The organism is Bartonella sp. AP3QHHD, from assembly GCF_042195765.1.
GTDB lineage: Bacteria > Pseudomonadota > Alphaproteobacteria > Rhizobiales > Rhizobiaceae > Bartonella.
This window is the reverse complement of record NZ_JBHIPC010000049.1, coordinates 40383-54067: the sequence shown is the minus strand read 5'-3', so window position 1 is coordinate 54067 and position 13685 is coordinate 40383. Positions and strand designations below refer to the sequence as shown.

The following is a 13685-nucleotide window of genomic DNA, read 5'->3' as shown; positions in this document are numbered from 1 at the left end:
CCTTATAAATGAATACTGTAACTTTGGTCGTCTACGCAACGATCAATAGGGGATCAAAAACCCGAAACCTAAAACATGAATTTATCCCACTTTTGTGGGTATCCCGGAATTCCGGGAGTTTTTGCTATGTCCAGGTGCGATGAGCACTAAAAGCAAAAAGCTGATTTAGGTTCAGTATTTTTGACTCCCGGAATACCAATGCGAGGGCGCTCGCAACCGGAGGGGGGCTTGAAGTGCAAACCAAAAATCCAAATTTTATCGATATTCTGATAGGCAAAAGAATCCGTCAAAGAAGAATTGCCATGGGGCTTTCCCAAAAAGAATTAGGAAGCTATTTAGGTGTCAGTTTCCAACAAATCCAAAAATATGAAAAAGGCTTCAATCGTGTAAGCGCAGGGTGTTTACTCAAAATCGCCCAAAAACTGGAAGTTCCCATAAGCTTTTTTTATGCAGATATTGTGACAAAAGAAGATGTCTCAGTAGAAAAAATTGCCTCACACCATGATCAAGAAACATACAGCGAAAAAGAAAACACTCTTTTGAAAAATTTTAGAGAGCTCCAGCCGAAAAAACAAAAAGCAATCTTGTGGCTGATTTCTGATTAAGCAAAAGAGTAACAATTAATATTATTCCATTCATATACCCCTTAAGTCAAATTCAAACCAGCACTCCACACCCCTCCAAATCACGCCATTTTATGGGATATTGATTTTTCTTGCCAATCTCCTGAAATTACTTTATGAATTAGCCTGTGTTTTTTGGTCGTCTACGCAGCGGTCAATAAGGAGTTGTATTCCTTAAAACTTAACACATAAACAATTATGGCTATCCCGGAAATTCCGGGGGCTTTTGTTATGTACAAGTGCTTTAAGCACTAAAAACAAGAGACTGTTTAAGTTCAGTGAATCCAACCTCCCGGAATACCAATGCGAGGGCGCTCGCAACCGGAGGGGGGCTTGAAATGCAAACCAAAAATCCACATTTTATCGACATTTCTGATTAAGCAAAAGACGCGATTTATAATCCATATTTCGCACTTTTTTAAAAAGTACCCAATCTTATAGTCTTTGAGATTATTTTGATTTTTCTTGCCAATTTTCTGAAATTACTTTATTGATAAGCACGTGTTTTTGATCGTCCACGCAACGATCAAATAGGGAGCTAAAAGCCCGAAAGCTTAATACATAAATTTATCCCGCATTGCGGGTATCCCGGAATTCCGGGAGATTTTGCTATGTCCAGGTGCTTTAAGCACTAAAAGCAAAAAGCTGATTAAGCTCAGTACTTTTAGACTCCCGGAATACCAATGCGAGGGCGCTCGCAACCGGAGGGGGGGCTTGAAGTGCAAACCAAAAATCCAAATTTTATCGATATTCTGATAGGCAAAAGAATTCGTCATAGAAGAATTGCCATGGGACTTTCCCAAAAAGAATTAGGAAGCTATTTAGGTGTCAGTTTTCAACAAATCCAAAAATATGAAAAAGGCTTCAATCGTGTAAGCGCAGGGTGTTTACTCAAAATCGCCCAAAAACTGGAAGTTCCCATAAGCTTTTTTTATGCAGATATTGCCACAAAAGAAAATCTTTCAACACATGCCGCACACTATGATCAAGAAACATACAGCGAAAAAGAACATTCCCTTTTGAAAAATTTTAGAGAGCTCCAGCCGAAAAAACAAAAAGCAATCTTATGGTTGATTTCTGATTAAGCAAAAGTGCACACAAAGCATAAATTCTCCGCATCATTTTACGGACATACGTTTTTATTTTACGGATCAACGTTTTGATGCTTCTCCACATTTACAGAAAGCAGCCAAACGAAACTTTCAAATTCCCCCCGCATCACTTTGTAAACATAGGTTTGTCAACAATACAGCTTCTTACTCTAGCCAATTCCCCTGCTGATTTCAGATCACGACACCACAAAGGATAATGTTGCATCAAACGCGACAGATACGTCCTATTTTAAAATATTCTTGCCCCTTCACCACCCTAAAGTAAGAACACGCAAAGCACCGGTCAATCCCACTTCAAAAACAACTTTCCCCACACCCTCTCTCCTCTCTCGTCAACACACCCGCCTCTTCATCCAAGCTTCCCCCCTTCATAAAACTCTTCATCCCCACACCCCAATCTTCTCTCCACATTCCATGCCATGATAAAATCATACACCACGCATAAAGTCCCAGCTTCCTTTTTTACACATTTCCGTTTTTCCGCTTTTGCATATTTACAGAAAGCAGAAAATCTGTAAAAAATGCATTATACAATAACGTTTTCAACAACTGTCATCAAAATCTCGCCTCCCTTTTCATCTAAATCCCCCTATTTTCACTTAAATCATAGATATAAACCGCCTTATTATTGTATTGAACAGCATAAAATTTTTCGACAAATTCTAGCGATCAAAAGGGTGCATAAGAAGCATTTTACGACTTTTAAAAGAATTTTTATTTACACCCAGTGCTTTTTTGTAACGTAGAAGAGCACATTTAATTAATTGACTATAAGAAAGTTTGAAATGAGAGAAGCTTTTCGTTTTTCTCGTTCAACATCCACAACGATAACTCCTTCTTATAAATCAATTTTTTTCGTAATACAAAACGCACCAAAAGGAATAGACTTGTGTTGCATATTCACGCGCTTGTTTTAAAGAAAGATCTCTCAACGCTCATCACACCCATTTTGCAAAACGCCGCCCGTAAAGAAATGGTAAGCCCCCATGAAGTGTATAAAATCCATTCAGCCCTCCCCTATCTTTACGCTTATGGAAAAACACGTTTACGCTTATGGAAGAACAAGGCCGGCATCATCACAAAAACTCTGCCAGCTCCCAATGTTGCAGACAGCCTTCGGTTCAAGAGATAATTCATTAAAGGCATGCCTTTCTTGTACAGTTTTGATCCACATGCACGACCCACCACTTATGATGTATAAGCCAAGTAATTTTAATTGATTTAATATGAGAGAACTGGTGATGAGAAATTTTATTATATTCAGCAACGCGCTTCACGGTAAAAAATGGTTATTTATTATTATAAATCAATATATTAATAAAGAAGAGAGTCATCATCAAGACGCTTACCTTTTTCTAAAAAAGGCTTCACACTGAAAGAAAACATCTAAAACTTAGATAAAAAAAAAGGTTTGCCTCTAATAAACAAACCTCTGCAGAAAATTATTCACATAACTTTCAAAATTTTAAATTAATCCCTCTAGAAGCAATAAAAAGCTTTAGAAGCACCAAAATGAATACAAAAACTTATTTAACACAATGTTAAGAAAAATCAAGAACAAAAAATTTTTATCGTTAATGCACCTTTAAAAAAACGAGGCTTTTTAACCCACGCGGCTCAAAAGTTCGGGGCTTCTCTACAAACGCCTCCAAGCCAATCAATCCCTTCATCTCTCTCAAAAGACAGCATAAAAGGTTCACAGTACAAGTCTTCGCTAAAAAAAATATCAATCGCCAGCGCTCATAAAAGCCAGCGTTGGTATAAAAGATCAGATTATCGAACAATCTTGCTGAAATGTCTTCCCAATAAATAAAAAAGAAGCGGATTCTTAAATATTTCCGCTTCTTTAACAATAAAAATTATGATGAGGGATTATTAAAAAATTTCAAGACTGTGAAGGGAACCAATTTGATAACAATTCATACCTTACAGGATCATCGGCACATTGCCCACCACCACATTCCAGTATGGTAGAAATCAAATTTGCCGCAATCAAAAACACAAATAAAAAACTTGCTGCTTTACTCAAGACTGGAAAAGGAGAAAATTCTTTGAACTTGTGTGCCAATTCGCCTAAAATCATGACAAATGAGACAGCAAAGATACAAAGGACAGAAATAATGAAAGCCCAAGTATAAAAATGCAATCCAAAGAACGTTGAACCATATCCTAAATCATCGGGTGTGATATGCAAAAACACTTGCCGTGCTGCCACAGCACTGGTTACCATACAACCAAGAATAACCATACCATAATGGGTATTTTTCACCTTATGGTGAATATTGAGTAAGAACCCACAACCTGCCAGCATCAATCCAACGCGCTGCAGCAAACAAAGGGGACAAGGTAACTCAAACTTTACCAATTGATAATAAAAAGCCACCACCAAGACAATAGATAACCCAAAGAGTCCTAGCGTATTCATAAAGATGACGAAGTGAGGATTTTTTTGTTCAACATGTTCCATGGCTATTCTCTCAAAAAGATAAATTTAAAGTGGAAGTTGCGTGATGATTGAAAGTGAGAAGAATGACAACGAATAAAATTGCCCACAAAGCATAACTTATATTTTTTTTACCACACATAGTCGTTACTGCAGTACCTAAAGCGATTAAAAATGGAAGAAACATAGCTTTTAAATCTCCTTTACATCCGTTGTTTAACTCTTATTTATTTCAGCGTTTACCATATTACAAAATTGGGCAAAAAAGAGACCATGGATTTATTATTCACAATTCGTCACTCGCGATTGATATTGCCATTATATTTAAGTGAAAAAACGATATAATCGCTCAGAAGCACATCTCAACAAAAGCGTTAAAAGCACAAAAGCGTTGATTATTCGCTTCCCCTTATATCAGCCATTGTTAAAGATATATCGACAATTATAAAGATTATATCCCCTATAAAGATTATATCCCCCCACTCACAAAAGAATTACTTGAACAACAAAATAAATAGGCTTTGAAATCGAGAGATATACATCTCTTTTTTTCTCAAAAGAATATCCTCATTTTGCAACACATTTTTGACATAAAAATCTCTTTTTCTCATAAGCAATGTTTCAAATTGCAACAGATTTTATATCATATGGTGATCTTGTTTATTTTAGCAAATAAAAAATAAGACATTTTTTAAAAAAAACTTATAATCAATGGCTTTTCCCCAATGCACTTTTCCCTCTTATCTTAAATAAAAGACAATGCCGCAAGCTCAACAGCCTCATGGGTCCCACGCCACCCCGTGACATTACCCTCCCCCTCACAAAAAGTGCTTCATGCCTTCAATACTTTAGTTTTTCATCTCTCGAGATCCCCTTTAAATTTTTAGCTTTCCACCTTATTTGAAAAATAACTGTTTCTCTGTCATCAATTGGCTTTGCAAAAAGAATATAAAACTTTAAAAAAATAATGATAAAGAATCGCATTGAACCTTTGAAAAGGATAGAGAATGATGAAAAAATCATGTGATGTGGCGATTTTAATGGGGAGCCAATCGGATTGGCAAACGATGTGCCATAGTGCAGATATTTTGACGAATCTTGGTATTTCTCATAGTTCGCATATTGTCTCAGCACACCGAACTCCTGAACGCCTTTATCAATTTGCAAAAGAAGCAAAAGAAGCAGGGTTTAAAGTTTTAATTGCCGGTGCGGGGGGTGCAGCGCATCTTCCAGGTATGTTAGCAGCCCTTACTCCTCTTCCTGTTTTTGGCGTTCCAGTGCATTCTCACTCTCTTTCTGGTCAAGATTCTTTGCTTTCAATCGTGCAAATGCCAGCAGGGATACCCGTCGGCACATTAGCAATTGGCAAAGCAGGCGCAATTAATGCAGCACTTTTAGCCGCAGCCGTTATGGCCGTTTATGACCATGATCTCGCCCAACGATTAGAAGATTGGCGTCAACAACAAACAGCCAATGTCGCCCAAACGCCTGTAACGGAGGTTTAAAATGGCACCGTTTTCCACCCCCCCCTCATCCAACGCCACCCCCTCCAACACCACTCCCTTCACCATGTTACCTCCAGGCAGCGTCATTGGTTTAATCGGAGGAGGACAATTAGCACGGATGCTCGCCATAGCGGCTGCAGAATTAGGATTTCGAACCGTTATTTTTTGCCCTGAAGCCGATTGCCCAGCCGCTCAAACAGCAAACAACCATATTGTTTCCTCCTATGACGATATATCAGCTTTAGATCATTTTATTTCTCAGTGTGATGTTGTCAGCTATGAATTTGAAAATCTTTCGCTTCAAACGGTTCAATATGTAGAAAAGAGTAAGCCTGTTTATCCTTCTTCCAAAGCATTAGAGATCACGCAAGATCGACTTTTTGAGAAGCAATTTTTGCGTGATCAAGGGATTGGCACCGCGTTATGGCACGCTGTTGACAATTCTTCTTCTCTTCTTTCCGCTCTTGATACCTTAGGCGGACGTGGTCTTTTAAAGACGCGTCGTTTTGGTTATGACGGAAAAAACCAGATCAAGCTTGATCACCCAGATGAACAAACCCTTGACGAAGCCTTAAGGACTTTTCAAGAACAGCCTTGTATTTTGGAAGAAATAGTTCCTTTTTTATCGGAAATTTCGGTTCTCTCGGCCCGCACAAAACAAGGAGAACATATTTTTTATGATTGCCCTGAAAACCAACATAAAAACGGAATTCTTCATAAATCCTTTGTTCCATCACATATTCCACTTGACGTGCAAAAAGCAGCTCAAGAAATCAGTGTAACAGTCATGGATGCCCTCGATTATGTTGGTGTTCTTTGTATTGAACTTTTTGTCTTAACGAATGGTCATCTTTTAGTGAATGAATTAGCACCGCGTGTCCATAATTCTGGTCATTGGACACAAAAGGCATGCATAACTTCACAATTTGAACAGCATATCCGTGCTATTTGCGGACTTCCCTTAGGCAGTCCCTATCGCCACAGCGATTGCCAAATGACCAATCTTATTGGTAACAATTTTAGCACGTTAAAATATTTTCTGAAGCAAGAGCGCACCTCGATCCATTTATATGGCAAAAGCACTGCTCACCCCAACCGCAAAATGGGGCATATCATCCAATTACTGGGACCAGCCAACAAATCTTAAGCCCACATATATACAAATACTTTTTCACACTTTTCCCCAAAATGAACTGAAAAAACAACCTCTCCCCCACACCGATATCCAGCGGCTCAAAGCGCCCCTAACCTTTTAATTCGCCCCTAGCAGGGCTTCACGCCCTCCTACAAGCCCTGCTCTTTTAAAAACATCACCTCTTCCCCCTCCAAACCGCTTCATCCTACACGAACATCTCATCCGCCCTCAAAAACAACCTCTCCCCCCCACACCGATATCCAAGCAGCACAACAAGCGCTCCCAACCCTTCAACTCCACCCCCTAGCTCTTCTCCCCTTCCTTTTCTCAAAAAGATCCCCCCAAGGCTCAAAACAATCCACCAGCCCCCAACTTCCCCTCAACGGATACCTTCCACAACATAAATATTCCCCCATAACATACGCAGCCCCTTCATTTTTCTTTTAATGCCAATCTTTAAGAAATAGACTGATCTATTGCACCCCATAGATACCAATCCCCATGATTGCGCTTTTATTGTCTCTAGCTTCTCTTCTTATGTTCATTTTTTCACAAAAGCATTTTCACAAAAGCATCGTTTTGTTTTCCATAAAATCGCTGCAAAGAGGTAAAACGTATTACTCTCCCCAAACAACTCTCGAGAATTCGGCCCAATATCAGCCAGACGATAGCACCCCTCCAGCATAGCAACTTTCTTCTTTTTCTCCTCTCTCTTTTTCCTTCAACGGATAGAAGATTTTCTCCTTTCGTTAATTCCCCCAACACATTCCTCGAAAAGGTTTCCTGAACTTCTCCCCAAAGGCTTAAGTTTCTTCTTTTCAGATCAATTTTTCTTCTCTCACAAAACCCTCCCCTTTTTTAGTGCATCAATTTTCTCACCTTTTAATCCTGTTAAGATAATGAATTATAAGGCACATCACCACCGTATAATGCGCATTGATTTTATGGCATCTCGCACAATTCTTTATGAACTCCCCTTATCGTAAACGCACTTTGTTTACGCATATTCTTAACCACCCATAAGAGATTGTCTGTAACTCTCTAATCCTGCTCAGCAATGACATTCGTCACCCCCAACAGACCAGCGCTTCATGAAGTTCCCACAATTTTTCTCAATCCAAGCTTCTTTCAAGAGCACCTAATAATTTATAAATATAAATGTTTATTTTATTATCCTGATAAAGCTAAACTATACTTTTTAATACGATCATTTTAACACTATCATTGCCTTTAAAACGCTTATTGTGGCAAAAAACACTTCATTTCTAACAATAATAAAACTTTAAATGAGGTACAGTCTGTTCTTCCCAAAAAACGTAAAGGGGGTCCATTTAGACACATGTTGTTCCTTTTTCTTTTAACTTTTCGTAAACCCATTGTTTTCGTAACGAAAATCCTGTCGATAGGCTTTTTATTAATGACAGGAATTCTTTGTCTAATATACCTCACAGGAGGAAGAGAAACACTGCCCCTATTGATCGGGATACCAATGATCATTACGTCAGCTCTCTTTGGCATTTGTAACATGTATATAAATTGGTATTATGACATACTTTTATTACGTCTATCGCCAGACAATGTGAAGCTTTCACTCTTTCAATAAACATCATCATAGACCACCCTTGGGAAGGTCAAATTTTTCTACAGCATGGATATTAAAAGGAATTCAAACTATCCACATTCAAGAGCCAAAGTATATTCTCACTATACTGGTTCCCTCACCGGATAATTTGAATTCCCCCTCCGTTTGACAATATCCAGCACTCCACCCACGTAGAAATAATTGGGTTGCAAAGAATCATAAACTATTGCCTTAAAAGAGAAATTTATGCATAATCTTTCACTCTAACCACACAGATTTAATCCCTCATTAAAAGTACCGAGCGCTCCGCTCCGTCCCTGATCTCCACATCAAAGATATAATTACAGGATATGATTACAGCACTAAGCTTATCCATTCCCAAACCAAATATCCTCTCACCCCTCACGTAAAATAAAAAGCCTCAAACAGAAGACACTTGTGTTGCCAATTTACGCACTTGTTTTACCACGCGCTTATTTTAAAGAAACATTTGGCCAATGCACATTGCCCCACCACTTCACAACAGCAGCCCCGGTCATAGAGCATAAAAACTCTCGATAATAACTTAAACATTCATAGTGCACCACCCTCTTTAAACTTATGAAGCGTAAACGCCAACCTCATCATACCGCTTTGCCAGTCTCCAATGTTACAACACTCTCTTGTACTTGAAAGCATTCATAAAAGACCGTTTTATTCCTTATCTTCAAGTATCTTTACCATAAATCAATCCCGCTTGTGATATGCAAGCAGCGAATGCTATGCTTAAAGATACACAGATTTGCAATGAGAAAACCTTAAGACTATGCGAAACTCTTATTTTACTATGTTTTCTCTGAACAATAGAAATTTATCCTTATCAATTCATCATCTTCGTCATCATCATGCGGTTTATTTTTTAGGTTTTAAGAATAAGCCTTAAGAATATCCTCACACACGAACAAAAAACACCTCATGTTATAAATTTTACATGAGCCTTACTAAACGATGATATTTTACGAAAAAACAGGATTATTTTCTCACAAATAGGAAGCTTTTACTTTTTTTCACTCTTTGTGCTTTTTTGTGTCCTTCTTTTTACGAGAAAATTTTTACCTCCAAGGCAACCATTAACACACACTATAGGAATTTGTAAGGGATATACCCTTGACAAGAATAAGACTTCTTGTTAGATCTCTCCTACTTTTTTGCAATTTTCACTTATCGTTGTGCTAATGAAGTGGTTAGTGCGTACCTTAAGAGTACGCTTTTCTTTTTGTGATCACAGTGAAAAAGTGTATCGTGTGATGTTATGATGCAAGTACGATATCGCAATGCAATGCTCATTAAAGTGAGCAGTCTATTGGGGTTGTGGTATTGTATTTTCGTATTTTAATATTGTATTATAGTATTGTGTTACGTAAACTATTTAAACGGTGAATATGATGAAAATTAAAAATTCGCTTAAAGCACTAAAAGAGCGCCACCGTAACAATCGTTTGGTGCGTCGTAAGGGTCGTGTTTATATTCTTAATAAAACGAACCCACGTTTTAGAGCACGTCAGGGCTAATTTCTTTAGGGTCAATGTTTTTATGCCTACTTTAATTGTAGGCTTAAAAATTTTTTCTTGCGTTTTTTTGTTATAAGTCCGTTGATTACAAGTCTAGTATTTGATAATATTTGGTGATTTATCTTTTGGGGGCTTGTTTTTATGGATTCTTCTATTTTTTTAAAAGCCTTTCGATTTTTTCAGCTGCGTTTTTTCTGTATTTTCCAGCGCGCGTTTTTTCTTTCTTTTGTTGGCGTTTTTTGTTTTGTTCCCTCGAGCTATGGGCAAAATCCTTCTTCTCTTCCTGAAGATCGGCCTTCTCCACAATCGCTTTTACCGTTAGATGATCTTATTCCCAATTCTCCTCCCTCCTCCTCAACGCCCTCCGATTCTGATTCTTCGGCGGTTATTCTTGAAGATCTTGACAAAGAGCAGCTTTCCCATGTTGACAGAGTTAAGCAGCGCAAAGAAGCAGAAATTTCACGTTTACTCAAAGAATTGAAATATTGTGCTGATGTTGCTAAAGCGAAAAAGATCAGTCAACAGCTTCAACATTTATGGTCCCAATCGGGGAGCGAGACGATTGATCTTTTGATGTCATGGGCTGAAAATGCACTCAACAGCGACGATTATGGACTTGCGCTTGATTATATTGATAATGCTCTTGCACTTTTACCTACTCATGCTGAAGCTTGGATAAGACGCGCTTGGATTCACATTCAACTGAACGATTTCAAACTTGCCCTGCTTGATCTCAACCATGCTCTTGAACTTGAGCCGCGCAATTATAGTGCTTTTTTTGAACTTGGCGTTGTCATGGAAGCAACGGAGCGTCCAAAACTTGCTCTTAAAGCTTATGAAACAGCATTGGATTACTATCCACAAATGCGCAGGATTCAAAAGCGCGTGCAAGCTCTATTAGACGAACAATCACCACAAGCTCTTTGAAACCATTCAAAAACGAGACGCTTTACGGCATCCTTTCAAACCTAGATAAGACACAAGCCGGCTTCACATTCCACTCAATAAACTGCCCCTGCTTATAACCACACCATCACCCCCCACACAATTCACAGTACTTTTTTTGAATTTTGACTTTTTTGTATTGAAGGCATCTTCCAAACACTGCCAATATACTCCCTACAGAATTTCTTCTCATAGCAAGCAAACGCTTCCACGCCGGAGTCCTCTTCACGCCGTTTCTTCTTTTCACACCTTCCATCATGGATAAAAAAAATTTGTAAACACGATCCTCAAAAAATACTTTTTGAAAAAAGCTTAAAACATCGCTTAGCGCCTCTGATAAACTATCATCATCTGTTTTTTATTTTTAAGCTTCAACCATAGCAGCACATACCGTATCGGCTCTCCTTCACCCCTCAAAGTTGATAAAACAGCCCTGAAATATGGATTCACAAAGCAAAAACTTCAAAGACGCAACACCAATTCAACCAACATCCTTGAATAAGAAATATTTCCCTTCAAACCTCCTCCAAGTATTCCCGCGAAACATAAAAATCAAGCATTGTCCCAAAAGAGCCAATCAAGCCATTGCCAATAAATCGTTCTGCGTCACTCAAACACCCACCCCCACTCATATTTTTTGCTTTTTTACTTTGAATAAGCCATCCATCATACAGCCATTTCGAGCAGCCACCAGCAAGGTTATAAAAACTCTCCTGAAATACTTTTTGAAAAAGAAGAGAGCGAGGTTATTTTATCTCTAGCAGAAGCTCTGAAATTGTTTTATATTAAGGAGGGTGTTCTGCGCTTCTCGACAGGAAATAACGTATTCCTGAGACCTTAATGATCTCCAAGGGAGCTGTCCCTGATCAAGCCCGTGGGCTTTTTCATATGGCGCCCACCTATTTGTATAGGTTCCCGGGATCAGCTTTTTCCATCGGCTGTTGTGGATCACCCTTTTTTACATCAAATTTTTCCAGCTAAAATTGAGAGCGTCTTTTTACATAAGACCAATGACGATACTCTTTTCAAGAAATAAAAATTACGATAGGCTTTATTTTGTAGAACAGACAGCACTTACAAATAATCCCCTCTGTGAATCTGCTTCATCCCTTCGCACGCAAGCAGCGCAAAAGCGGCTTGTTGCACCAAGATACCCCCTAAAGAGCACACACTTTTTTCATGCTTTTTTTTTCATGAGCACAGCTCTTGTCCTAACAGAGATTTACAAAACGCCAACAATGGATAAAATACCAGCATCTTATAAAATAATTGACGAGACAATGACAAATAATCCCCTCTATGAATCTGCTTCATCCCTTCGCACACAGCAACGCAAAAGCGGTTTATCGCGTCGTGATGCTCTTTTAACAGAAGAGCGTGCACTCTTTTCACAGCGTGCTTGTTGCCACTTTATTGAATACCTTGAAAAGAAGGGAACCGATTTTTCACGCCTCATTTTAGCAGGCTATTGGCCCATTAAATCGGAAATTGACCCGCGTCCTTTACTGGATGCTGTAGCGTTACGCGGTGGGCATTTAGCCTTACCAGCAGTTCTTGATTCCACCACCATGATTTTCCGTGCATTTTCGCCCAGCACGATTTTAGAGCCCATGCGTTTTGGCACCTTTGGTCCGGGTGCAGACAATGGCGTTGTTGCCCCCAATAATATTATTGTTCCGCTTTCTGCGTTTGATCGTCAATGTCACCGTCTTGGCTATGGAGGAGGATACTATGACCGTGCTGTTGCAGCTCTTGAAAAACAAGGGCATCAAATGACATTATGGGGCATAGGATTTTCATGTCAGGAGGTTTCCTCTATTCCCGCAGCAGAACATGATCTACAGGTACAAGGAATTTTTACAGAAAAAGGTTTCTTAAAATGTTAAAATGTGATTAAAGTGCCTATGCGTTTTTTATTTTTAGGTGACATTGTTGGTAACACAGGCTGTAAAGCTGTTTTTGAATACCTTCCTCAACTGATTGAGAAATGGCAGCTTGATTTTGTTGTGGTAAATGGTGAAAATGCCTCTGGTGGTTTTGGTCTCACACAAGAAACGTATCAAGATCTTTTGATAACCGGTGTTGATGTTGTCACCACAGGTAATCATGCTTTTTCTCACAAAGAAGCATTGCAATATGCCCATGAGAGTGATCGTTTTTTACGCCCTGCCAATTTTTCGAAAGAAACTCCCGGAAAAGGTTCTGGTGTTTTTACGGCAAAAAATGGCGCCCGTGTTCTTGTCGCCAATCTGTTGGGCAACGTTTTTATGCCGTGTAAAGTAGAAGATCCATTTGAAACAGCGGAAAATATTCTGCTTGCCTGTTCGTTGATGGAGCAAGCCGATACGATTATTTTTGACTTTCACGCAGAAACGACAAGCGAGAAGCAATGTTTTGGCCATTTTCTTGATGGTCGTGTAAGTGTTATCGTTGGCACACATACGCATATTCCCACGGCTGACGCGCAGATCTTAGAAGGTGGGAGCGCCTATTTAACAGATGCAGGCATGTGTGGAGATTATAATTCATCTCTTGGAATGGATAAAGAAGAACCCTTACACCGTTTTCTTTATAAGACGAAGCAAGATCGTTTTGAACCGGCATGTGGTCCTGCCACCCTTTGTGGTTTAGCGGTTGAGATTTCAGATCGCACCGGTTTAGCAGAAAAGGTCTCGGCGGTACGGATTGGTCCTCATTTAAAGCCTGAAGTTCCGGATTTTTGGTAGCTTCTTTTAAGCCACCCCTTTGATAGTTTCTTTCCAAGATTTTCTTTTGAGAACTCTATTTGGC

General features: G+C 39.0%; 11 protein-coding genes and 1 other RNA gene. 10 read left to right on the top strand and 2 right to left on the bottom strand.

The window, feature by feature from the left end:
• The first annotated feature begins 233 nt into the window (after window positions 1-233).
• The 3 genes from ACFIL7_RS02940 to ACFIL7_RS02930 all read left to right on the top strand — a co-directional run bounded on the left by ACFIL7_RS02940 (window position 234) and on the right by ACFIL7_RS02930 (window position 2867).
• Window positions 234-605, top strand: a complete 372-nt coding sequence (locus ACFIL7_RS02940) for a helix-turn-helix domain-containing protein (protein WP_375683332.1) — start codon at window positions 234-236, stop codon at window positions 603-605.
• Between the two features lie 737 nt (window positions 606-1342).
• Window positions 1343-1708: a helix-turn-helix domain-containing protein gene (locus tag ACFIL7_RS02935; protein WP_375634536.1), complete on the top strand. Its 366-nt coding sequence runs from the start codon at window positions 1343-1345 to the stop codon at window positions 1706-1708.
• A 916-nt stretch (window positions 1709-2624) separates the two neighbouring features.
• Window positions 2625-2867, top strand: coding sequence for a hypothetical protein (locus ACFIL7_RS02930; protein WP_375633326.1), 243 nt, complete (start codon window positions 2625-2627; stop codon window positions 2865-2867).
• 753 nt (window positions 2868-3620) lie between these two features.
• Here the strand turns inward: ACFIL7_RS02930 and ACFIL7_RS02925 are convergent.
• Entirely contained in the window at window positions 3621-4202 is a 582-nt protein-coding gene (locus ACFIL7_RS02925; protein ID WP_375613594.1) for a disulfide bond formation protein B, read from the bottom strand.
• Between the two features lie 10 nt (window positions 4203-4212).
• The gene (locus tag ACFIL7_RS02920) at window positions 4213-4365 is read right to left on the bottom strand and encodes a DUF5993 family protein (protein WP_273790835.1); all 153 of its coding nucleotides are present in this window, start codon (window positions 4363-4365) and stop codon (window positions 4213-4215) included.
• Window positions 4366-5185: 820 nt separating this feature from the next.
• Between ACFIL7_RS02920 and purE the strand changes: the two genes are divergently transcribed.
• From purE to ACFIL7_RS02885, 7 genes are all read left to right on the top strand, one after another.
• Complete coding sequence (gene purE, locus ACFIL7_RS02915; RefSeq protein ID WP_375610656.1) at window positions 5186-5683, top strand: 5-(carboxyamino)imidazole ribonucleotide mutase; 498 nt, start codon at window positions 5186-5188, stop codon at window positions 5681-5683.
• A gap of 1 nt (window position 5684) precedes the next feature.
• Window positions 5685-6830: a 5-(carboxyamino)imidazole ribonucleotide synthase gene (locus ACFIL7_RS02910; RefSeq protein ID WP_375683331.1), complete on the top strand. Its 1146-nt coding sequence runs from the start codon at window positions 5685-5687 to the stop codon at window positions 6828-6830.
• 2994 nt (window positions 6831-9824) lie between these two features.
• A complete protein-coding gene (gene ykgO / locus ACFIL7_RS02905) occupies window positions 9825-9950 on the top strand; it encodes a type B 50S ribosomal protein L36 (protein WP_004863016.1) in 126 nt (41 codons plus the stop codon).
• A 141-nt stretch (window positions 9951-10091) separates the two neighbouring features.
• Window positions 10092-10877, top strand: coding sequence for a tetratricopeptide repeat protein (locus ACFIL7_RS02900; RefSeq protein WP_375633330.1), 786 nt, complete (start codon window positions 10092-10094; stop codon window positions 10875-10877).
• Between the two features lie 811 nt (window positions 10878-11688).
• Window positions 11689-11849, top strand: a non-coding RNA gene (gene ssrS, locus ACFIL7_RS02895) — 6S RNA.
• 326 nt (window positions 11850-12175) lie between these two features.
• The gene (locus ACFIL7_RS02890) at window positions 12176-12781 is read left to right on the top strand and encodes a 5-formyltetrahydrofolate cyclo-ligase (RefSeq protein ID WP_375627769.1); all 606 of its coding nucleotides are present in this window, start codon (window positions 12176-12178) and stop codon (window positions 12779-12781) included.
• Between the two features lie 18 nt (window positions 12782-12799).
• The gene (locus ACFIL7_RS02885; RefSeq protein WP_375634533.1) at window positions 12800-13621 is read left to right on the top strand and encodes a TIGR00282 family metallophosphoesterase; all 822 of its coding nucleotides are present in this window, start codon (window positions 12800-12802) and stop codon (window positions 13619-13621) included.
• Window positions 13622-13685: the final 64 nt, after the last annotated feature.